16 protein-coding genes are annotated in these 21,783 nt (G+C 54.7%); 9 read left to right on the plus strand and 7 right to left on the minus strand.

What is annotated here, in order from left to right:
• Positions 1 to 140 precede the first annotated feature (140 nt).
• Positions 141 to 1,517, plus strand: coding sequence for a PQQ-dependent sugar dehydrogenase (locus ACO2Q8_RS23220; RefSeq protein WP_423347261.1), 1,377 nt, complete (start codon positions 141 to 143; stop codon positions 1,515 to 1,517).
• 71 nt (positions 1,518 to 1,588) lie between these two features.
• Here ACO2Q8_RS23220 and ACO2Q8_RS23225 read toward each other — a convergent pair whose 3' ends face one another.
• The gene (locus ACO2Q8_RS23225; RefSeq protein WP_423347262.1) at positions 1,589 to 2,353 is read right to left on the minus strand and encodes a creatininase family protein; all 765 of its coding nucleotides are present in this window, start codon (positions 2,351 to 2,353) and stop codon (positions 1,589 to 1,591) included.
• 188 nt (positions 2,354 to 2,541) lie between these two features.
• Here ACO2Q8_RS23225 and ACO2Q8_RS23230 point away from each other — a divergent pair, with 188 nt between their 5' ends.
• The 3 genes from ACO2Q8_RS23230 (at position 2,542) to cydB (ending at position 7,422) form a co-directional block, all read left to right on the plus strand.
• Positions 2,542 to 4,629, plus strand: a complete 2,088-nt coding sequence (locus tag ACO2Q8_RS23230) for an ABC transporter permease (protein WP_423347263.1) — start codon at positions 2,542 to 2,544, stop codon at positions 4,627 to 4,629.
• Between the two features lie 282 nt (positions 4,630 to 4,911).
• A complete protein-coding gene (locus tag ACO2Q8_RS23235; RefSeq protein ID WP_423347264.1) occupies positions 4,912 to 6,285 on the plus strand; it encodes a cytochrome ubiquinol oxidase subunit I in 1,374 nt (457 codons plus the stop codon).
• A 102-nt stretch (positions 6,286 to 6,387) separates the two neighbouring features.
• Entirely contained in the window at positions 6,388 to 7,422 is a 1,035-nt protein-coding gene (gene cydB / locus ACO2Q8_RS23240; RefSeq protein ID WP_423347265.1) for a cytochrome d ubiquinol oxidase subunit II, read from the plus strand.
• A gap of 158 nt (positions 7,423 to 7,580) precedes the next feature.
• Here cydB and ACO2Q8_RS23245 read toward each other — a convergent pair whose 3' ends face one another.
• A complete protein-coding gene (locus ACO2Q8_RS23245; protein ID WP_423347266.1) occupies positions 7,581 to 8,864 on the minus strand; it encodes a serine hydrolase domain-containing protein in 1,284 nt (427 codons plus the stop codon).
• Positions 8,865 to 8,889: 25 nt separating this feature from the next.
• Between ACO2Q8_RS23245 and ACO2Q8_RS23250 the strand changes: the two genes are divergently transcribed.
• From ACO2Q8_RS23250 to ACO2Q8_RS23260, 3 genes are all read left to right on the plus strand, one after another.
• Positions 8,890 to 9,501 (plus strand): TetR/AcrR family transcriptional regulator, encoded by a 612-nt coding sequence (locus ACO2Q8_RS23250; RefSeq protein WP_423347267.1) that lies wholly within the window; start codon positions 8,890 to 8,892, stop codon positions 9,499 to 9,501.
• A gap of 61 nt (positions 9,502 to 9,562) precedes the next feature.
• A complete protein-coding gene (locus tag ACO2Q8_RS23255; RefSeq protein ID WP_423347268.1) occupies positions 9,563 to 10,309 on the plus strand; it encodes an SDR family oxidoreductase in 747 nt (248 codons plus the stop codon).
• Positions 10,310 to 10,394: 85 nt separating this feature from the next.
• The gene (locus tag ACO2Q8_RS23260; protein WP_423347269.1) at positions 10,395 to 10,865 is read left to right on the plus strand and encodes a YdeI/OmpD-associated family protein; all 471 of its coding nucleotides are present in this window, start codon (positions 10,395 to 10,397) and stop codon (positions 10,863 to 10,865) included.
• A 74-nt stretch (positions 10,866 to 10,939) separates the two neighbouring features.
• Here the strand turns inward: ACO2Q8_RS23260 and ACO2Q8_RS23265 are convergent, their stop codons facing one another.
• The 5 genes from ACO2Q8_RS23265 to fdhD form a co-directional block, all read right to left on the minus strand.
• On the minus strand, positions 10,940 to 11,383 hold the full coding sequence (locus ACO2Q8_RS23265) for a nuclear transport factor 2 family protein (protein ID WP_423347270.1): 444 nt from the start codon (positions 11,381 to 11,383) through the stop codon (positions 10,940 to 10,942).
• 34 nt (positions 11,384 to 11,417) lie between these two features.
• Positions 11,418 to 13,985 (minus strand): glycoside hydrolase family 95 protein, encoded by a 2,568-nt coding sequence (locus ACO2Q8_RS23270; RefSeq protein WP_423347271.1) that lies wholly within the window; start codon positions 13,983 to 13,985, stop codon positions 11,418 to 11,420.
• 49 nt (positions 13,986 to 14,034) lie between these two features.
• Positions 14,035 to 14,721: an SDR family NAD(P)-dependent oxidoreductase gene (locus tag ACO2Q8_RS23275; protein ID WP_423347272.1), complete on the minus strand. Its 687-nt coding sequence runs from the start codon at positions 14,719 to 14,721 to the stop codon at positions 14,035 to 14,037.
• 72 nt (positions 14,722 to 14,793) lie between these two features.
• Positions 14,794 to 17,130, minus strand: coding sequence for an FdhF/YdeP family oxidoreductase (locus ACO2Q8_RS23280; RefSeq protein WP_423347273.1), 2,337 nt, complete (start codon positions 17,128 to 17,130; stop codon positions 14,794 to 14,796).
• A 26-nt stretch (positions 17,131 to 17,156) separates the two neighbouring features.
• The gene (gene fdhD / locus ACO2Q8_RS23285; protein ID WP_423347274.1) at positions 17,157 to 17,972 is read right to left on the minus strand and encodes a formate dehydrogenase accessory sulfurtransferase FdhD; all 816 of its coding nucleotides are present in this window, start codon (positions 17,970 to 17,972) and stop codon (positions 17,157 to 17,159) included.
• Between the two features lie 257 nt (positions 17,973 to 18,229).
• On the opposite strand from fdhD, the gene ACO2Q8_RS23290 reads away from it, so the two are divergent.
• Together ACO2Q8_RS23290 and ACO2Q8_RS23295 are read left to right on the plus strand one after the other, a co-directional pair.
• Positions 18,230 to 20,365, plus strand: coding sequence for a bifunctional aldolase/short-chain dehydrogenase (locus ACO2Q8_RS23290; RefSeq protein WP_423347275.1), 2,136 nt, complete (start codon positions 18,230 to 18,232; stop codon positions 20,363 to 20,365).
• Between the two features lie 119 nt (positions 20,366 to 20,484).
• Positions 20,485 to 21,759: a sugar isomerase gene (locus ACO2Q8_RS23295; protein ID WP_423347276.1), complete on the plus strand. Its 1,275-nt coding sequence runs from the start codon at positions 20,485 to 20,487 to the stop codon at positions 21,757 to 21,759.
• The last annotated feature ends 24 nt before the right edge of the window (positions 21,760 to 21,783 follow it).

Here is a 21,783-nt window from a genome sequence, read left to right on the forward strand (position 1 = left end):
TTTGTAAAAGGGAATATCCGCTTTTTTTACCCGAAACCAAACACGACTTGGTGCGGTTAACGAGATAAGCGTGTAAAAATAATGCATTCTGTTCTTATATTTCAGCAATTCCAACCATAGCCCGTAAATCCTTTATTTTCATGAAACAACTGTTCCAGTACAAGACCCGGTTGTGGCTGCTGACCGAGGTCCTATTCGCCCTCCTGGGGTGGGCTTTTATTCCCCGCAAAGACTACACTCCCGCTGATCCTTCCGGCCGAAAAACCGCCGTTCTGCCCGCTCCGGACCCCGACAACGGTGGATTGAAACTCACGACCGGTTTTGGTGCGCTCACCGTTGCCGACAACCTGGGCTCCGCCCGGCACATCGCCGTCGACGCCAACGGGACGGTTTTTGTCAAACTCAATCGGCTGAAAGACGGCAAGGGCATTGTTGAATTGCGGGATACCAACGGCGACGGAAAAGCCGATAAAACACTCGCGTTTGGCAACTACGCCGGAACCGGGATGGCGATTTACAACGGCTACCTGTATGCTTCATCCGATACGTCGGTGTATCGCTACAAGATGACCAACGGCATGGTCGATCCGGAGACAAAACCGGAACCGATTGTGGTCGGCCTGACCTTTCAGCGGCAGCATGCCTCGAAGCCCCTGGCCTTTTCACCCGCTGGCAAACTATACGTTACGTTCGGGGCACCCTCGAATGCCTGCCAGGAAAAAGACCGGCAGAAAGGCTCGAAAGGCATGGAGCCCTGCCCCATTCTGGAAGAGTACGGCGGTATCTGGGAATTTGATGCTAACAAACCGAATCAGAAGCAAAGCGATGGCGTCCGTTACGCGACCGGCATTCGTAACGCTGTAGCTATCGATTGGAACACCGCCAGCAACACCCTCTACGCCCTGCAACATGGCCGCGACAACCTCAACAACTGGGGCGGTATGTTTACCGACGAGGTAAGCGCCGAACTGCCGTCGGAGGAGTTTCTGATGGTCAAAAAAGGGTCGGATTTCGGCTGGCCGTATTGCTACAATGATCACGAACAAAACAAAAAAATACTGGCTCCCGAATACGGTGGTGACGGCAAAATCGTCGACCGCTGCGCCGGAAAAGACAAGCCGATCATGGCCTTCCCGGGTCACTGGGCACCCAACGACGTGCTGTTTTACACCGGCAACCAATTCCCCAGCAAATACAAAAACGGGGCTTTCATCTGCTTCCACGGTTCCTGGAACCGTGCTCCGCTGAAGCAGGGTGGTTATTTTGTGGCGTTTGTGCCGTTCGGCAAAGACGGAAAACCGTCGGGTAAGTACGAGGTGTTTGCCGAAAACTTCGCGGGCGTGGACGAACAGGGCAAACCGGGCACGAATGTGAACGCCGGAAAACTCGACCTGGCCAGCCCCGGCGACGCCAAACACCGCCCGATGGGGCTGGCACAGGGGCCGGACGGATCGTTGTACATCACGGATTCGGTCAAAGGCAAAGTCTGGCGGGTGATGTATACGGCCAAAAAATAACCGCTTCCTGTTTCTAAAAACCGCCCGGCTCCCCTCCGGCCAAAACCGGCTTGAAGGGTGGTCGGGCGGTTTTATTCGTATAAGTCCGTCACGTCCAGCTTTGCCAGCTCCACGAGCAAGCCGCTCAGTTTCCGGGTCACATCCTCGAAATACCGTTTGCCTTTTTCGGCCGTAGCGGCCCTGGGGTTTCCGATGCCCGTGTCGGCCGTCACCAGCGACCATTTGCGCTCGGCCCAGGCCCAGCCTTCGCGCAGGGCTTGCACCTTCCATTTTTTAGCCGCGCCGTCGCCCGCTTCGTCCAGCGGCAGTACCAGATCCGGGCGGAGGTGCAGTAACAGGCTGGTTTCCATCTCGTCGGCGTGGTCGCCTTTGGGTTCGTCGAAATACCGGGTTTTATCGAGCGCGTTGAACCAGGAGCAGGTCGTCAGAAACATGGTCGGATACTGAACGCCCAGTTCACGCAGCATGGTTTTGAAATCATTGCCGCCGTGGCTGTTCAGAATCAGGAGTTTCTGAATGCCCTGTCGGTTCAGGACTTCGATGATGTCGTTCAGAATCATTTTCTGTGTGCTCGGATACAGGTTGATATCCAGCAAGATGTCCGTCTGGCCGGTGTTGACGCCAAACGGAATCGTGGGCAGCACCATCACCTTTGCCCCCTGCTCCCAGGCCAGCCGCGCCGATTCAGCGGCAATCGTGTCGGCTTCGATCACGTCGGTGGCGTAGGGCAGGTGGTAATTATGGGCTTCGGTGGCTCCCCAGGGCAGAATCGCCAGTTCGATGGGGTGGTCGTGGATGTGTTTCCAGTTGGCTTCGGCAAGGATGTAAGGACGCATATTCGTTTGACTTAAAAGTTATTTCGCAGAGTTGAGCGGAGAAGAAAGGAGTTTAGCGGAGGTTTTTCTCTGCTTACCTCCGCTAAACTCCTTTCTTCTCCGCTCAACTCTGCGAAATAACTCTTTTTCTTTTTTAATACTAATCCGGTGGAAAATAGCGAAGTTTAAGGTCAAACCGGTTTTATCCTATGTTCCAGAATTATTGTAAAATCGCCCTGCGCAATTTGTGGAAACATAAGCTATTTTCCGCCATCAACATCTTCGGCTTTGCCTCGGGATTGACGGTATGTTTTCTGGCCATTGCCCATATTAAAGCGGTGTTCGAGTATGATGCTTTTCATCCGAAACGCGACCGCATCTATCGAATAATTACCGACGTTATGAGTCCGACGAAGGGCCCAACGTCTTTTGCGACCTCCCCGATGGGTTTGGCCTCAACCCTGAAGAAAGACTATCCAGGCATCGAAGAGACGGCCCGCGTCGTCAACTTTCCAACCTCGCTAACGGGTAATGACAAACGGCTTGACGTGACGGCTCTGGCCGTTGATCCCGGTTTTTTCAGCCTGTTTCATTTTCAACTCGCTACCGGGCGACTGGCCACGGAACCATTAACGGCGGTTATTAGTCCCCAAACCGCCAATCGTTACTTCGGAACCACGAATCCGGTCGGCAAGGTCTTCCACCACGAAACACTAGGCCTCATCACCATTACAGGCGTATTGGCGGAAGTGCCCGTCAACTCCCATTTCAAATTTGATTTACTTCTTTCCCTGAGTACCCTACAGCAAGGTGTTCAACAAACTGACAATCGAGACTGGCAAAAATACACCAATGGTTTTACCTATGTCCTATTGAAACCTTTAATTCCGCCGGATCACCTTCAGCAGGTCCTCTCCTCCCTCATCAAACGGATAAACGAAAACCGGCTTTCCGAGAACCGGCTTCCCTATCACTTTCGGCCGCAAGCCCTTTCCCAACTCTCTCCGTCACCCGAATTACTCAGTCGGCGGATGGTCAATGAAAAACACTATGGCGATCTGATAGGCGAGTTTTTTGTGGGTCTGGTAACCTTACTTTTAGCCGGTTTTAATTACGTGAATCTAACGCTGGCGCGATCCATCGGCCGAGCCCGCGAGGTGGGTGTGCGGAAGGTGGTTGGGGCATTCCGATGGCAGGTTATGGGTCAATTCATGACAGAATCGGTCGGTGTCGCCCTGCTGGCCTTAGCATTAGCGTATGGCATGGCGGTGGTCATCCGGCCAATGCCCGTGGTGCGTTTATGGCTGCTCTCCGAACTGGCATGGGACTTCCGTCTCTGGATGTTGTTAATTGGGTTTTCCCTGCTGGCTGGCGTCCTGGCGGGTTGGGCACCGGCCCGGATTTTGTCCGGCATTGAGCCTGCCCAGGTGTTCCGGAGTTATTCCGGCTTACGGGTGATCCGGGGGCTATCTTTTCGGAAAGCGTTGATTGTTGCTCAGTTCACCATCTCCCTGATCGTCATGATGGTGCTGGTAACCCTATCACGACAATTTCATTTCTTCTCAACGGCCGATTATGGATTCCGACGTGAACGCCTGTTAACGATTCCGCTCAGTAATCGCGTTCAACAACAACGACTTAGCAACGAATTGCGTCAGGTAACCGGCGTCGAGCGGGTAACGGCCACTTCGGCGTTGTTAAGCGAGCTGAACGAGTTACGATATGTGAAAAATGAACGGTATGGACATGATTCTGCCCGAACGGTGCAGGTTGCCGTAGATACCAATTTTGTTCAAACCATGAACTTATCGCTTGTGGCCGGCCAGAATTTCCCCAACATGACGGGAACCGTTCCCCATCAACGCCCGGGCCGGTTGGTTTTAATCAATGAAAAAGCCGTTGGAGCATTTCGCCTGGGCAGCCCGACGGAAGCGATTGGACGTACGTTATGGCTGGATGACAGCCTGGGCTTGTTGGGAATGGTGACATACACAACACAACTGCGAGTCAAGGAAATAGGCATTCGAAAAGTAATGGGAGCTACGGTGTTTCAGCTTTTCAACCTCCTGTCCTGGGATTTTATAAAACTTCTGCTGATTGCCTTTCTGATAGCTTATCCTTTGGGCTACATAGCAGGAAATGCACTTCTGAGCAATTTCGCCTACCGGGTTTCCATCGGTTTTGAAACGTTTGGTCTTTGCTGCGGCTTATTGGTCATTTTAGGCAGTCTAACCATTGGAATCCGCACGTACCGGGCCGCTCAGGCAAATCCAACAAAAAACCTCCGGACTGAATAAATTAGGGACGACCGTGAAAACCAGGACTATGAGCTGTTGTCACTCACCACACGCGAGCGACAACAGAGTTTAGCGGAGTTTTTTTCTCTGCTTACCTCTGATCTTCTCCGCTCAACTCTGAGAAATAACTCTTTTTCTTTTTAAATCTTGTTCCAAACCAACCTTTCATGTCCACTTCTACTGTACCTTGCAAGCAAAAGAGTTAAGAATTAAGAATGACTACTGTGACCTCCCCCCTCAACTCTTAACTCTTAATTCTTAACTCATAACTCCTCTCCGGTTATGGACAACGTTGAGTTACTTTCCCGCATTCAGTTTGCCTTCACGATTGCGTTCCACTACATCTATCCGCCCCTGAGCATTGGCCTTGGCGTCTGCCTGGTGTTCATGGAAGGCTTGTATCTGAAGACCAAAGACAAGGTTTACGAAGAACTGACCCGGTTTTGGGTCCGGATTTTCGCGCTCATTTTCGGCATCGGCGTCGCCACCGGCATCGTGATGGAATTTGAGTTTGGCACGAACTGGGCGGTGTATTCCCGTTACGTCGGCGATATTTTTGGCAGCGCCCTGGCCGCCGAAGGAATTTTTGCGTTTGCCCTCGAATCGGCTTTTCTGGGCATTCTAATTTTCGGCTGGAATCGCGTCAGCCCCCGCGTTCACTTTCTGTCGACGGTTTTGGTGGCCCTGGGGTCCATGTTTTCGGCACTCTGGATTGTGGTGGCCAACTCCTGGCAGCAAACCCCGGCGGGTTACCGCATAGAGGGCGAAGGGATGAAAGCCCGGGCTGTGGTGACCGATTTCTGGCAAATGGTACTGAATCCGTCGTCCCTCGAACGGTATTCGCACGTGTTGATTGGGGCGTTTCTGGCGGGTTCGTTTCTGGTCCTGAGCGTCAGTGCCTGGTACATCCTGCAACGGCGTTACGTGGAGCATTCGCAAAAAGCCTTCCGGATTGCCCTGTGGGTGGCGGCTATTTCGTCGCTGGGGCAGTTGTTTACCGGCCACAAATCCGCCGAAGTCGTGACGAAACACCAACCGGCCAAACTGGCGACGATGGAAGGGCATTTTGACGCATCTGCTCCGGCGGATATGTACCTCTTCGGCTGGGTCGATGCCGAAAAGCAGCAGACGACGGGCCTGAAAATACCGGGCGGTTTGTCGTTTCTGGTGCATCAGGATTTTCAAAAACCGATTCCCGGTCTCAACAGCTTCAAACCCGAAAACCGCCCGACCGCCGTGAATTTCGTCTTTCAGACCTATCACCTGATGGTGGGCATAGGCATGACACTCATCGGCTTGTGCTGGCTGGCACTTTTCCTGTTGTACCGAAAAAAGCTTTTCGAAACGCGCTGGCTGATGGTGGTTTTTGTCGGGGCGGTGTTGCTGCCGCAGATCGCCAATCAGGTCGGCTGGTACACGGCCGAGGTGGGTCGGCAGCCCTGGGTCGTGTACGGGCTGCTCCGCACGTCGGATGCGCTTTCGGAAGCCGTCAAAGCCGAGCACGTTCTGATCTCGCTCCTGCTGTTTACGTTCGTCTACGTCGTCCTGTTCGTTCTGTTCATTTACCTGCTGAACAAAAAAATCCAGCACGGCCCGGACGTGAGCGAGGACGACCCGGAGACGCCGGACTCGAAACTCAATCTATCACCCATTTAATTGTGAATGAGCGAATGAGTGATTGAGTGAATAGCTTCGCAGGAAGCAGAAAATGGCAGAGCTATTCACTCAATCACTCATTCGCTCATTCACTCATTGACTATGGACACCCTGCTCGGTCTTGATCTTCCCACCTGGTGGTTTTTGCTGATTGGTGCGCTCATCAGCGGGTACGGTATTCTCGACGGTTTTGATCTGGGGGCGGGGGCGCTGCACCTGTTTTTCCGGAAGGAACAAAGCCGCCGGATTGCCCTGAACGCCATCGGGCCGGTCTGGGATGGCAACGAAGTCTGGCTCGTGATCGGCGCGGGGGCGTTGTTTGCGGCTTTTCCGCTCGTGTACGGAACCCTTTTGTCGGTTTTCTATCTGCCGTTTATTTTGCTGTTGGTGGCCATCATTTTCCGCGCCATCTCGATTGAGTTCCGGAGCAAGGAAGAAATGAAATGGTGGCGCACCTTCTGGGATGTGAGTTACTGCCTGTCGAGCACCACGATTGCCCTGTTGTTCGGGCTGATTCTGGGGAATCTGATCCAGGGAATCCCGCTGGACAAAGATCACCAGTTTGTCGGACGGCTGCGGGACTTTTTCAACCCCTACGCCCTGCTGATATCCGTCACGGTTTTGTCCTTGTTCATGCTGCACGGGGCCATGTACCTCGCCATGAAAACCGAAGACCGGCTGTATGCCAAAATGACCATTCTGATCAACCAGACAAGCAAATTTTTCATTCTCTGTTTCATCACGGCCTCCATGGCGACGCTCATTTACGTGCCGCACATGGAAGCCATTTTTCACAAATACCCGGTGATGTTTGCCCTGCCACTGTCGGCTGTGCTGATTGTGCTGAACATGCGTCGAATGATCGAGCAACGACGGTACTTGCGCGGTTTCATCTCGTCGGGCATCACCACGGCCCTGCTGCTGGTGCTGTTTGCGTCGGGCCTGTACCCAAACCTGGTGCTGTCGAAAACCGACGCGCGCGGCCACATCAGCATTTACGAAGCCGCTTCGACCGACGGCTCCCTGCGCACGATGCTGCTCTTTGCCGCCATCGGCATGCCGTTGGTGCTGACCTACACGGTTTTTGTTTTTTGGACATTCCGGGGAAAAGTCAAGCTGGAGGAGACGAGTTATTGAAGGGTTAGTAACTTGCCCGGCGATCCAGTGGTTTGCACCATTGGTCAGAAACTGACCGGAACATACGTTGACGCTCCACCGAACCGCTTGTCCAGCCTGTTAGCAGTCCCCTGGTTTACACAGGCCCTTCAGCCACCAGATGCCCAAACGGATGATGTTTACTCTTTTTTTTCCAAGGCCTGTACGACCTTACTAAGGATAAAATAGGCCCTCTGATGGGGGTACCAGTTGCCATATGCACCAGACGTCATGGCGATGACCATATTTTCTTGGGGAACAATCACCAAATGATTTCCGCCATTTCCGGATGCCCAGAGATAGTTTACTTTTCTTTTGCCAAACGTTCTGCTTGATCTGTACCAGAGCATCCCGTATTCGTCCGCCAGCGGATTATAATTACCTATGGCAGTAGAGTGTTCATTCAACAACCGATTCATATAATCAGGATCGGCTAATTGCTGATTCCCCCATTTTCCTTTATTAGCCACCAACAAACCCAACTTTGCAAAGTCAAGCGTGGAAAGGTAAAGATTGCCAGCAGCGCCCGTCTGATTTGCGGCATTAGTGTACCAGTAAAACTCGTTGATTTCCAGCGGGTCAAAAACTTTTTGCCTGGCAAAATCCCGCAGGCTCATCCCTGATTTTTCTTCGATGATCGCTCCAATCAACACAGCATTAATATCGGCATAGACCCATTTTTCACCTGGCTTCCTGGATAAAGGAACGCTTAACAAATACTTTACCCATTCGTCCTTTGCGATCCATTTGCCTTCACTACCGGGCGTTTTAGGGTTATCCGAATCGGCATCTAAGCCTGAAACCATATTCAGCAGATGAATCAGCTTCACCTTTTTATAATCTTCGTGCATAGCCGGGTACTTCTCCTTCGGAAAGAACGAATAAACATCCTGATCTACGTTTCTTACCAATCCGTCTTTGATCGCCACACCCAGGAGCAAGGCAGTAATACTTTTTCCGGCCGACCGGATATCGTGTATGTGATTTCGCCAAAACGTATTGTAGTAATTCTCCAGGACAAGTTTATTGTTTTTAATAACAATCAATCCCCGGAAATCTCTTTGCCTGAATTTGGAAAGGGTATCAGTAAGGGCATGAATAGAATCTTTGTTGAAACCGGCCTCCTCCGGACTACTGGCAGGAAGATTGGCGATCTCTTTTGTTTGGGCATACGTGGAGAGCGGTATGGACACTAAAGAGAGAATAAGGAATAGTAGCTTCATACTGCTAATTAAGTTTAATACTGAAACGGGTGGGAGTAATGCAAGGGATTCCGAACAGAGTTTGAAATTGGTGGTGTCGAATCGTAACCCAGCAAACCCGTGGAACTCTTCAGCAAACATACCATTCAAACGTGACTTTTGCTCCATCTGAGCGTGTAACGGGCAAAAATGAAAATAAATGAAAAAGTGCTTGGAATTCATATACCGATCGGTATATATTTGCGTCATGAAATTTACACCCCGATCCGAAACCACCCGCCAGTTCATTATTGAAACGACCGCCGGTATTTTCAACAAGAAGGGGTACGCCGGTACGTCGCTGTCGGATCTAACCGAAGCCACGCGGCTCACGAAGGGGAGCATTTACGGGAATTTTGAGAATAAAGATGACGTTGCCCTGGCGGTTTTCAATTTCAACGCCGAGCGACGGGCCAACATTATTCAGGAGCGACTCGGCAAAGCCGCCAGCCATCGCGACAAGCTCCTGGCTTTCATCGACTTGTTTAGCAGCGCCGAGATCCACGTTTTTCCGGAAGGCGGTTGCCCTCTACTGAATGCGGGCACCGAAGCCGACGACACCCACGAGCCGCTGCGGCAACGGGTCGCCGAAGAATTGCTCGAAACGCAACGGGAGCTTGCGGCCCTGATTCAGCAAGGCATAACCGCCCGGGAATTTCGGGCCGAGGCTGATCCGGAGCAGGTTGCCACAACCATTCTGGCCCTGATCCAGGGTGGTATTTTCATCGCCCGAACGACGCGGAAACCGCTTCACCTGGATGCGGTTTTGGAAACCGCCCGCAAGCTGGTGCGCGAAATTGACACAACTACGAGTCCTTAATTTTTTTACCCAACGATATACCGATCGGTATATAACAAATCATCCCTAATCAATTAAACGCATGAAAACACAGAACAACACCGTATTGATCACCGGCGGGAGCGCCGGGATCGGTTTCGAAATTGCCAAACTGTTTGCCAAAACCGGTAATCAGGTCATTATCACCGGTCGCAACGCCGAACGTTTGCAGAAAGCCGCTGCGCAATTGCCCAATGCCACGGCTATTGTATCCGATGTAAGCAAGCCCGAAGACGTCGAGCAGTTGGTCGAACGTTTGCACCGGGAGTTTCCGACGCTGAATCTGGTGGTGAACAACGCCGGTCGGGCGTTCTATTATTTACTGTCCGAAGACGGCGTGCAGGCCACCGACAAAGCCGCCGAGGAAATTTCGACCAACTATCTGTCGATTGTCCGGTTGACCGAGAAGCTTCTGCCGCTGCTGAAAAAACAGCCCGAAGCGGCCTTTGTCAACGTCTCATCGATTGTTGCCTTTGTGCCCAACCACGTCCTGGCCACCTATGCCGCCAGCAAAGCCGCGCTGCACTCCTACACTCAGGCCCTGCGGTTCACGCTTGCCAAAGACACAGCCATCAAGGTGTTTGAACTGATGCCCCCGCTGGTCAATACCGAGTTTTCGGAGGCTATTGGCGGAGCAAACGGAATTTCGCCGACGGTGGTGGCCGAAGACCTGCTACGGGCCCTGGAAACCGACACGCAGGAAATTCATGTGGGGGCTACCGCCGATATCTACCAGCTTTTCCGGTCGTCACCAGCCGACGCCCTGCTGGCACTGAATAGCCGTCAGTAACGAAACTTTCCGCGTTTGGAATTGAGGGAACGATCCGGTTCTTTCTATCTTTGGTGGTTTACCGAATCGTTTCCTTTCCTCAATCATGGAAAAACCGCTGGTCGACGGCCCGTACCGGCTCGAAAAATTTCCCGGAAAAGGGGGCTGGACCTATGCCGCTATTCCGGAAATTGTTCCGGACAAAAAAACGTATTTCAACTGGGTCAAAGTAAGCGGTCGGATTGATGCGTATGAGCTTCGGAACTGCACGCTGATGCCGATGGGCAACGGCCGGTTGTTCCTGGCGATCAAAGCCGAAATCCGGAAGAAAATCGGGAAAGAAGCCGGGGATTGGGTCCACATTACGCTTTTCACCGAACGCCCGCCCATTGAGGTGCCCCGCGATTTGCTGCTTTGCCTGGAAGATGAGCCAGCCGCTCACCAAACGTTTCTACGCTTCACAGCTGAAGAACAGCAAGCCTGCTTTGACTGGATCGATGCCGCCAAAACCGACGACGGGAAAGTCAACCGCATAGCCGCCACCATCGACCGGCTCCTTCGTACCCACGGACTTTAGTCCGTGTTTTTGGGAGTTTTTTCCATCTAAATGGTCATATTTACTCAAAACACGGACTGAAGTCCGTGGGTACGTTAAATCTTGACGGCCTGGCGGGCGAGCAGTTTCCAGTCGCCTTTCTGTTTCACCCAGACGAGCAAAACCGCCAGTTTGGCGCTTCCGGCGACGCCTTTGTTGTTGGTGTTGCCCGCCAGCTTGTGCCGTACCCAGGCCGTGTTATCCACCACGGTTATGGTTTGCTCCGTCAGGTCCAGCGTGGTAAAATCCGAATCGCCACTGACCAGCGCTTTGATAAAGGCGGTTTTGTCTTCCAGCAACCCGTTCGAGTGACCGTAGGTCAACTGATCGGTCGTGATCGCTTCGAGGGCCGATTTGTCGGCATCCAGAATGGCTTTCCGCAGTTTCTCGACGGCCTGTTCAACGGCTTGTTTTTCGTCTTTTTTCACCGTTCCGGGATCAGTCGCCAGCGCCGTTCCGGCCACAAGCAGGGAGAAGAACAGGCATTTCAGGGTTTTCATGGACTATCAGATTAAAGGGTTTACAACTAAATCATCAATTGGCACTCAGCAAGATATATTCTTTCCCGGCTTCGGTCGGCAGGTCGTAGGCCCAGACGCCGTTGCCGGAGGTTTCGGGCGACGTGGTTTGGTACTGGTTTTCCGGCAGTTCGTAGAACGGATTCGGATTGTTGCCCGTAGCGGTTTTCAAACCGGTTTTGCCACTCGATTTCAACGGAGTTGTCACCCGCAACCGGCAATTCCCGCCCAGGGTCGAGCGAACCACCACACGGGTCAGCTTGCCGCTCTGCCAGTCCATATCCAATTCGTAACCCCCGCGCGCTTTCAGCCCTTTCACCTCGCCAATTGCCCAGGCGTCGGGTCGGGCGGGCAGCAGGTTCAGCAAACCATCGTGGCTTTGCAGCAGCATTTCGCCCATGCCCGAGGTGCCACCGAAATTACCGTCGATCTGAAACGGCGGGTGGGCGCAGAACAGATTCGGGTACGTACCGCCCCCTTTGGCGTAGTCGGTGCCTTCCATGCCGGTCAGTTTCAGCAGTTCGCGCAACAGTTTGTAAGCATGGTTGCCGTCGTGCAGCCGCGCCCAGAAGTTAATTTTCCAGGATTTGCTCCAGCCCGTACCGCCATCCCCCCGGATTTCGAGGGTTTTCCGGGCGGCATCGGCCAGCTTCGGCGTCGTCAGGGGCGAAATCTCCCGGCCAGGATGCAGCACGTACAGGTGTGAAACATGCCGGTGTTGCGGATCTTCATCCTGCCAGTCTTTGTACCACTCCTGCAAGTTGCCGTTTTTGCCAACCTGCAACGGAAACAGCTTCTTTTTCTTTTCCGACAACTCCTTCCGCAACTCCGCATCAACGCCCAGTTGTTCCGATGCCTGAATGACGTTCGTGAACAGATCCCAAATCAGGCCCATGTCCATCGTCGTGGCCACCGAAACGGATTGTTTGACGCCCTGATCGGTGACAAAAACGTTTTCCGGGGAAGTTGAAGGGGCCGTGACCAGACGCCCCTGCTTGTCTTCCACCAGCCAGTCGAGACAAAACAGAGCCGCATCTTTCAGAAGCGGATACGCGTAGTCGCGCAGGTATTTTTTATCCCCCGTAAACTGGTAATGGTCGAACAAATGCTGGCTCAACCAGGCCCCGCCGACGGCCCAATTAGCCCAGGACGGACTGCCCTTGCCCTTGTCGCCGACCGGATTGCTCGTCCCCCAGAGGTCGGAGTTGTGGTGAACCGTCCAGCCCCGGGCGTTGTAAAAGTTCTTCGTGGTTTCCCGACCCGTAACCGCCATGTACTGAATCCAGTCGAGCAGGGGCGTGTGCAGTTCCGACAGGTTCACCATTTCGGCGGGCCAATAGTTCATTTCGGTGTTGATGTTGGTCGTGTAGTTGCTGCTCCAGGGCGGGCGCACCATTGGGTTCCAGAGTCCCTGCAAGTTGGCCGGAACTCCGCCGGGCCGTGAACTCGAAATCAGCAAATACCGTCCGAACTGAAAATAAAGGCTTTCCAGCTCCGGGTCTGCGGCCTCTTCGGCGTACCGCTGCAAGCGCTCATCCATGGGCAAATTCAGGGCTGAGGGCGAGGTTCCCAACGTCAACTTGACCCGGTTGAAATACCGCTGATAATCCGCCACGTGATCCCGGCGCAAACCGTCCACCGATTTCGCCAGGGCTTTCTTCAGGTAGCCGTCGGCCAGTTGTTTTTCGTCCCGGCCTTCGCGGTCGGGGCATTTATCGAACCCGTTGAAGCTCGTGGCCGCCGTCAGCAGCAAAACCGCTTCCGAAGCGTTCTGAATCCGAATTCCAGCCGTATCGGCAGAAACCATCCCGTCAGTCGAGCGGACTTTCACGCGCCAGTCGAAGCGCATGCCCCGGCATCCGGCCGGATCGTCGTAAATAACCGGTTTGGGGTTGTAATCCACGTAATTAGGGTCGGCATGGGCGGGGGCTTTGCCGCGCACGACCAGTTCATCCCGGCCCATTACCAACTTCGTAACCGGGTGCGGATTCCGGGTGGCCGCCGTCATGTTCAAGGCTCCTTTTTTGTCGGCCGTCAGCCGCAGCACCATCACCTGATCGGGTGCCGACACGAAGATTTCGCGCGTATACGTCACACCATCGACCCGAAACCGCGTGGTTGCGCTGGCATTCTCAATGTTCAGTTCACGGCGGTATTCCGTCGGTTGTCCGGTCAATGCTTGCTTCAGGAGCAAATCACCCAGCGGCTGGTAGGCTTCCGTATACAGGCCCTGCATTTTCTGGGTCAGTTTGGCGGCTTCGTTGTAATCTTCCCGAAACAGCGCTTCCCGGATTTCGGGCAGGTACTTCGCCACGCCCGGATTGGGATTGCGGTCGACCGGCCCGCCCGACCAGAGCGAGGATTCGTTTAGTTGGATCAATTCGTCGGCAGGTCGGCCAAACACCATCGCGCCCAGCCGACCGTTGCCTACCGGCAAGGCTTCGTTCCAGTTGCGGGCGGGTTGCCGGTACCAGATGGCCGACGGTTTCTGAGCGATTGCTGGCAGAAGCGTCAACCATAGCAGACCCCCACCAACGGTTTTCCGGTTCAGGAAATAAGAAAAAGAGTTTCGGAGATTCATCATGAATAATTCACCGAAGCGTAAAGAAAACGCATTCGGATTTGGTGTAGCATCAGGCTTTATTATACACTTTCAAAACCGGCTCCCGCAGGATCTTGCCCGGCCCAAACGTCACGAAATCCACCAGTTCGGCGATGTCGTCGGGCTTTACCCAATTATCGGGGTCGGCATCGGGCATGGCTTCGCGGTTGGCGGGCGTATCGATGGTGCTCGGCACCAGGACGGTCGACACGATATTTTTACTCTTCCCGGCGGCATTGATGAGTTCAGACAACTGGATGACCAACGATTTCGACAACGCATAGGCCACCATATGCTGCCCCGCCGACGGTACCAGCGCCGGACGGGCACCCACCAGCACCAACCGTCCACCTCCGGGTTGCTGGCTCATCTGTTCAAAAACCGGGCGGGCCACCTGGTAGGCCGTTTGGAAATTGATTCGGAACATTTTTTCGATGTCTGCAAAGTTGGTTTCGGAAAGGGATCCCATCGCAAAACCGCCTACCAGCAGAATGGCCGCGTCGATACCGCCGTGGTCAGCCGCGACCTGCTGCACGAGTTGCCGGCAACCGGCTTCGTCGGTCAGGTCGAGGGCGTGCGGAAACAGATTCGGTTGCGGATCGAGCGTGTGACCACCCGGTTCGAGGGTTGCCACGACGGTATGGCCCTTGCTCAGCAACTGCCGGGTCACCGAGCGGCCCAGCCCACCGGCCCCGCCGGTCAGTAAAACAGTAGACATTTGATCGTTGTATTCGAGTGAAAATCCAAAGTAAGGAAGGGAAAATCCCGATTCCAAAAAACCGGGATTGAATTACCGGTGCGTCCCGTCCGTTTCCTGGTTCCCCGCTTTTCCGGTTTTTTCTGCCGCAGGCAAAGTTACCGTAATCACAATCGACTTCGAGGTAGGCGTCAGGCTTCCTTTGGCCACCTGGTCGATGGGCAGCAGGACGTTGGTTTCCGGGAAATAAGCAGCCGCACACCCGCGCGGAATGTTGTAGGGCACGACGACAAACCGTTCGGCGGTGCGGATGTTGCCGTCGTACCGGCTTTGCAAATTGACCACCTGCTGCGGTTTCAGCCCCCGGTCGGCGATGTCGTCGGCGTGCAGCAACACCACGCGCCGTTCGTTGTGAATGCCCCGGTAACGGTCGTCACGGCCGTAAACGGTGGTATTGAACTGGTCGTGGCTGCGAATCGTCATCAGCAACAACTCGTCGGGTTGCAGGGCGATGCGGTCGGGGGTATTGACGGTAAAATGCGCTTTGCCGTCTTTGGTTGTAAATTTTCGTTCGCGGGGGCCATTAGGCAAATAAAAACCGCCCGGCTTCCGCACACGTTCGTTGTACCGCTCAAAACCGGGAACAACCTGCTCGATCAGATCGCGGATGTGGTCGTAATTGCTGACGAGCTGATCCCAGTTGATGGGCGTTGGCCGGTTTTGGAAAACCGCCTTTGCCAGCCCGGCCACGATAGCGGGTTCACTTTTGAGGTGTTTGGAAACCGGTTCGAGCATCCCTTTGGAATGTTGCACCACGCCGGTGGTGGCTTCGGTGGTTACAAACTGGTCGCCGGATGCCTGCTCGTCGCGGTCAGAGCGGGCCAGACACGGTAGAATCAGGGCCGTTTCGCCGTGAATCAGGTGGCTGCGGTTTAGTTTGGTCGATACCTGAACCGTCAGTTGGCAGCGTTGCAGGGCTTCGGCGGTGTAGTTCGTATCGGAAACCGCCATCAGGAAATTGCCGCCCATCCCGAAAAATACCTTCGCCCGGCCCTCGTGCATGGCCTGCACGGCTTCGACGACGCTGAAACCGGGTTTGCGCGGAGGCTCGAAGCCGAAGACGGTTTTTAATTTGTCCAGAAATTCAGGTTTCGGCCGTTCCCAGATGCCCATCGTCCGGTCGCCCTGCACGTTGCTGTGCCCGCGAATCGGGGCGGCTCCTCCCCCTTCAATGCCGATGCTGCCTTTCAAAAGCAACAAATTGATCACTTCATTGATCGTCTCGACGGCATTGCGGTGCTGCGTCAGGCCCATCGCCCAGCAAATGATGATCTTCTTTTTGTGTTTGAGCAGCTCGACGGTTTGCTGCACCTGCTCCATCGATAACCCGCATTCGGCCACCAGTTCGCCCACGTCATACGCTTCCAGATTCTCGATAAACGCCTGATAACCCGTGGTATACTTCTCAATAAACGGCGCATTGATGACCAGGCCGGGCGTTTTCTTTTCTTCTTCCAGCAGCAGTTTGCAAACCGCTTTCAGAAACGCCAGGTCCGAATTGATGCGGATTTGCAGGTACAGATCGGTCAGCTTCTGGCCCCCGAGCAGCATATCGCGGGGGCTCTGCGGATACTTGAAGGCCACCAACCCGGTTTCGACCAGCGGATTGACGGCAATGATGGTCGCGCCGTTGCGCTTGGCCTGTTCGAGCGGGGTCAGCATCCGGGGCGCGTTGGTGCCCGGATTCTGGCCCATGATCATAATCACCTCGGCCTTTTCGAAATCTTCGTAGACAATCGACGCCTTGCCCAGCCCGAGCGTTTCGGCCAGCGCCACCGAGGTCGATTCGTGGCACATATTCGAGCAATCGGGCAGGTTGTTCGTGCCGAACTGACGGACAAAAAGCTGGTACAGAAAAGCGGCTTCGTTGCTGGTCCGACCAGAGGTATAAAAAACCGCTTCATCCGGCGACGCCAGGGTATTCAGATGATCGGCGATTAAGTGAAAGGCGTCCTCCCAGCCAATCGGCTCGTAATGCGTTTGTCCTTTCCGAATCACCAGCGGCTGCGTCAGGCGACCTTGTTGCCCAAGCCAGAAATCGTCTTTTTGCAAGAGTTCGGCCACCGAATACCGCTGAAACAAAACCGGCGAGGCCGTGTGTTTAGTCATCACCTCCTCGGCCACGGCTTTCGCGCCGTTTTCGCAATACTCGGCAATCGTCGAGCGGTCGTGGTCAGGATCGGGCCAGGCGCAACTCGGGCAGTCGTAGCCGTCTTTCTGGTTAAGGTGGTACAAAGCTTTCCAGCCCCGCACAAGATCGGTATGCCGGAAAACGTGTTGAAAGGAAACCGTCACGGCGGTCAGTCCGGCAGCGGTTTCGGTCGGCTTCGTAATTTTCAGGCCGTTTAGGGCGTTGGGAGCGAGTTTCATGGATTTGATTTATTGCCCTGACAGGATTAACTGTATTGATTGAATCGGTTATCACGGACAAAACCGAGCAGCGTCATCCCCGCTCCTTTCGCCAGCTCGACGGCCAGGCTCGACGGTGCACCCACGGCCGCCAGCATCGGAACGCCCGCCATCCAGCTTTTCTGCACCAGTTCGAACCCGATGCGGCCGCTGACCAGTACGCCAAACCGGCTCAGCGGAAGCCAACCCTGCCAGAAAGCCGCCCCGATGAGCTTATCGAGGGCGTTGTGCCGCCCGATATCTTCCCGCACCAGCAATAAGCACCCGGTTTCGTCGAACAAGGCGGCTGCGTGCAACCCGCCCGTGTGAGCAAAAGCCCGCTGTGTTTCCCGGAGTTTTTCGGGTAAATTGTGAATGAGTTCCGGCGCGATCTGAAAACCAGCCACAACGGGCGTCTGGCAAACGGCCTGCACCGCGTCGATCGACGTTTTGCCGCAAATTCCGCAACTGGAGGCCGTAAAACTATGCCGTTCGAGCCGCTGCCAGTCGATCAGCACATCCGGCCGGAGTTCGACCCGCAGGACATTCCCTTTTTTTTCGGAGTCCGTGACACAATGCCGAACGGAAACAACCTGCGCCGGTTTTTCGAGGATATTTTCCGTAAATAAAAAACCCAGGGCCAATTCTTCGTCGTGGCCGGGCGTTCGCATCGTGACGGCCACCGTACGCTGCTGGCGGTTGTCGGCCGGGCCAAAACCCAGCCGGATTTCCAGCGGCTCTTCCACGGCCAGCAGGTCGGGCTGCGCTTGAGGATCAGCCGATTGGGTTATTTTGTAGAGCGTTACGGGGGCAACAGCCAGCATGGTTCTTTGGTCGGTTTTATTCCACAAACACAATTAGCGAAAAAGAGTTTGCTGTCGCCAAAACCATCCTCTATTTTGCAACCGCTTCAATTGGCAGACAAAAAAATCATTTTTCGGTCACAAAATAGGACAGTACATGAAAGTCAGCCTGGGCTTGCCGTTTATCTTTGGGTATAAGTCCGGTCGAAACCTCTTTTTAAGATCGATAACCTGGCTCAGAAGAATCAATCGCGTCGGCGTTCCGACATCCATTCGATATGCTCAGTACGAACAACACACGGCAGGCGAACGAGTTTCGTCATGTAAGCTACCTGTGGGACGAAGCCAAAGCCGCCCAACTGGCCGGTGACGAAGTGGCCCTCCTCATCTATCGTTCCAACCTCCTGGGAGCCGACCTGCGGCTGACCAACTACGGCGGGGGCAACACCTCCTGCAAAACGATGGCGAAAGACCCGCTGACGGGCAACGACACCGAGGTGATGTGGATCAAAGGTTCCGGGGGCGATCTCGGTACGATGAAGCGGAGCGGTCTGGCGGCTCTGTATGTGGATCGGCTGCGCAGCTTGAAAAACATTTATCGGGGGATCGAATTCGAAGATGAGATGGTCGAGTTGTTCAACCACTGCATTTTCGATCTGGCGTCGAAAGCGCCGTCCATCGATACGCCCCTGCACGGTTTTCTGCCGTTTGCCCACATCGATCACCTGCACCCCGATGCCGCCATTGCCATCGCAGCCGCCAAAGACGGCAAACGCATTACGCAGGAACTGTTCGACGGTGCCATCGGCTGGGTCGACTGGCAGCGGCCCGGTTTTGATCTGGGATTGAAACTGAACGAATGCCTGGAACAGAATCCGGGCATCCGGGGCATCATGCTGGGTTCGCACGGTTTGTTCACCTGGGGTGATACGGCTTACGAAAGCTACATCAATACGCTGGAAGTCATCGAAAAATGCGCGGAATACCTGGAAGAAAACTACGGAAAAAACCGCCCGGTTTTTGGGGGTGCCAAACTGCAAAGTCTCGATCAGGAAGCCCGTCGGCAACAGGCCTCCACACTAGCACCGGTGTTGCGCGGTTTCTGCTCGAACCGCACCTCGATGATCGGCCACTTTACGGACGACGAGCGCGTGCTGGAGTTTATCAACTCGAATGATCTGGAGCGGCTCGCTCCGCTGGGCACCTCCTGCCCCGACCACTTCCTGCGGACCAAAATCAGCCCGCTGGTGCTCGACCTGACGCCCGACGAGGACGTGACGAATACGGCCGCCATTCAGGAAAAACTGAGCCCGGCTTTTGAAGCCTACCGGGCCATGTACGAGCAGTATTACGAAACCTGCAAACACCCGAACAGCCCGGCGATTCGCGACAAGAATCCGGTGATTATTCTGTGGCCGGGCGTGGGCATGTTCTCGTTTGCTAAAGACAAACAAACGGCGCGGGTGGCGGCTGAGTTTTATACCAACGCCATCAACGTCATGAAGGGGGCCGAAGCCATTTCGGAATACACCTCACTGCCGCGTCAGGAAGCTTTCGACATTGAATACTGGCTGCTGGAAGAAGCCAAACTCCAGCGGATGCCGAAACCGAAACCGCTGTCGGGCAAAATCGCCCTGATCACCGGGAGCGCGGGCGGCATCGGGAAAGCCATCGCCAAACGGTTCGTGGCCGAAGGGGCCGTGGTGGTCATCAACGACAACGATCCCGAGCGGCTAAATGGTGCGAATGAAGAGTTCCGTCAGCAATACGGCCGGGATACGCACACGGCGGTGGGCCTCGATGTGACCAGCGCCGACACCATCAGCAAGGCGTTCGATGCGGCTGCGCTCTCGTTCGGCGGGGTGGATATTGTGGTCAACTGCGCCGGGTTGTCGATCTCGAAACCGATTGAAGAGCATACCGAAAAAGACTGGGATTTGTTGTACGATGTGCTGGTGAAAGGCCAGTTTCTGGTCACCCAGAAAGGCGTGGAAATCATGCGGAAGCAAAAACTGGGCGGTGATGTGATTAACATTGCCAGCAAAAACGGCCTGGTGTCCGGCCCCAACAACGCGGGCTACGGTTCGGCCAAAGCCGCCCAGTTGCACCTGAGCCGCCTGAATGCCGCCGAACTGGGTAAAGACCATATCCGGGTCAACGTGGTTAATCCGGATGCGGTGATCTCCGACAGCAAAATCTGGGCGGGTGCCTGGGCGGAAGGCCGGGCCAAAGCCTACGGCGTGACGGTGGAAGAACTGCCCGCCTACTACGCCAAACGGACGCTGCTGAACGAAATCATCCTGCCCGACGACATCGCCAATGCGTGTTTCGCCTTCGTGGGTGGTTTGCTGAGCAAATCGACCGGCAACGTGCTGAACGTCGATGGCGGGGTGGCGATGGCGTTTGTAAGGTAAATTAATTGTAGTTGTTACACAGGGTTTATCAGGGAAAATCAGAGTTAATCAGGGTTTTCTCTGATCACCTCTGATAAACCCTGTGTAACAACTCTCTTTCCTAAACCCCTAACCTGCTCATGAAACTCGAATCCTATCAGATTGCCGATCATAACAACAAGCTCGAAAAAGCCCACCAGCGGAAGCTGTCGTACTGGACGGAGGAAGTTGTCAACGCCGAGGAGGTCATCAACAAACTCATCGACTTCCAGATTGCCATTCCGAGTTGGGCGCTCGGCACGGGCGGCACCCGGTTTGGCCGGTTTCCGGGCGGAGGTGAACCGCGTTCGCTGGAAGAAAAAATCGAGGATGTGGGGCTACTGCACGCCCTCAACCAATCGAGCGGAGCCATTTCCCTGCACATTCCGTGGGACATTCCGACCGACGGTGAAGCCATCAAAAGCCTGGCCGCCAGCTTCGGGCTGCGGTTCGATGCGATGAACTCGAACACGTTTCAGGACCAGCCGGATCAGCAACATAGCTACAAATTCGGATCACTGCAACACGTCGACCGAGTGGTGCGGCAACAGGCCATTGACCACAATATCGAGGTGATCCGGCACGGCGTGGCGCTGGGCTCGAAGTCGCTGACGGTCTGGCTGTCCGACGGTTCGTGTTTCCCCGGCCAGTTGAATTTCCGGAAAGCCTTCGAACGCACGCTGGACAGTTTGCAGGAAATCTACGCGGCCCTGCCCGACAACTGGAAAGTTTTCGTGGAATACAAAGCCTTCGAACCGAACTTTTACTCGATGACCGTCGGCGACTGGGGTTCGTCGCTGCTGTTTGCCAACAAACTTGGCCCGAAAGCGTATACGCTCGTCGACCTGGGTCACCACCTGCCGAATGCCAACATCGAACAGATTGTGGCTCTACTGCTGATGGAAGGCAAACTGGGCGGTTTTCACTTCAACGACTCCAAGTACGGCGACGACGACCTCACCGTGGGCAGCATTCGACCTTACCAATTATTCCTGATCTTCAACGAATTAATTGAAGGCATGGACAGCAAAGGCATGAACCACGCGACGGACCTGGGCTGGATGATCGACGCCAGCCACAACGTGAAAGACCCGCTGGAAGACCTGCTGCAATCCGTCGAAGCCATTCAACTGGCCTACGCCCAGGCGCTGCTGGTCGACCGTGTGGCGCTGGAAGAAGCCCGGGAAGTCAACGATGTAGTGCGGGCGCAGGAAATTTTGCAGGAAGCATTCCGGACCGACGTTCGACCGTTGGTAGCCGAAGCGCGTCGGCGGGCGGGTGGCGCCTTGCAACCGCTGGCCCTCTTCCGCCAACTCAACATCCGCCAGCAACTCATCGGCGAACGCGGCCTGAAAACGATTGCAACGGGACTTTAATCTAATTTTGAATGAGCGACGGGG

The organism is Larkinella sp. VNQ87 (assembly GCF_049445795.1).
GTDB lineage: Bacteria > Bacteroidota > Bacteroidia > Cytophagales > Spirosomataceae > Larkinella.

Coding starts and splice junctions, on each gene's coding strand:
- ACO2Q8_RS23220 (WP_423347261.1), top strand. CDS start 141: ATGAAACAACTGTTCCAGTACAAGACCCGGTTGTGGCTGCTGACCGAG.
- ACO2Q8_RS23225 (WP_423347262.1), bottom strand. CDS start 2,353: ATGCGTCCTTACATCCTTGCCGAAGCCAACTGGAAACACATCCACGAC.
- ACO2Q8_RS23230 (WP_423347263.1), top strand. CDS start 2,542: ATGTTCCAGAATTATTGTAAAATCGCCCTGCGCAATTTGTGGAAACAT.
- ACO2Q8_RS23235 (WP_423347264.1), top strand. CDS start 4,912: ATGGACAACGTTGAGTTACTTTCCCGCATTCAGTTTGCCTTCACGATT.
- cydB (WP_423347265.1), top strand. CDS start 6,388: ATGGACACCCTGCTCGGTCTTGATCTTCCCACCTGGTGGTTTTTGCTG.
- ACO2Q8_RS23245 (WP_423347266.1), bottom strand. CDS start 8,864: ATGAATTCCAAGCACTTTTTCATTTATTTTCATTTTTGCCCGTTACAC.
- ACO2Q8_RS23250 (WP_423347267.1), top strand. CDS start 8,890: ATGAAATTTACACCCCGATCCGAAACCACCCGCCAGTTCATTATTGAA.
- ACO2Q8_RS23255 (WP_423347268.1), top strand. CDS start 9,563: ATGAAAACACAGAACAACACCGTATTGATCACCGGCGGGAGCGCCGGG.
- ACO2Q8_RS23260 (WP_423347269.1), top strand. CDS start 10,395: ATGGAAAAACCGCTGGTCGACGGCCCGTACCGGCTCGAAAAATTTCCC.
- ACO2Q8_RS23265 (WP_423347270.1), bottom strand. CDS start 11,383: ATGAAAACCCTGAAATGCCTGTTCTTCTCCCTGCTTGTGGCCGGAACG.
- ACO2Q8_RS23270 (WP_423347271.1), bottom strand. CDS start 13,985: ATGATGAATCTCCGAAACTCTTTTTCTTATTTCCTGAACCGGAAAACC.
- ACO2Q8_RS23275 (WP_423347272.1), bottom strand. CDS start 14,721: ATGTCTACTGTTTTACTGACCGGCGGGGCCGGTGGGCTGGGCCGCTCG.
- ACO2Q8_RS23280 (WP_423347273.1), bottom strand. CDS start 17,130: ATGAAACTCGCTCCCAACGCCCTAAACGGCCTGAAAATTACGAAGCCG.
- fdhD (WP_423347274.1), bottom strand. CDS start 17,972: ATGCTGGCTGTTGCCCCCGTAACGCTCTACAAAATAACCCAATCGGCT.
- ACO2Q8_RS23290 (WP_423347275.1), top strand. CDS start 18,230: ATGCTCAGTACGAACAACACACGGCAGGCGAACGAGTTTCGTCATGTA.
- ACO2Q8_RS23295 (WP_423347276.1), top strand. CDS start 20,485: ATGAAACTCGAATCCTATCAGATTGCCGATCATAACAACAAGCTCGAA.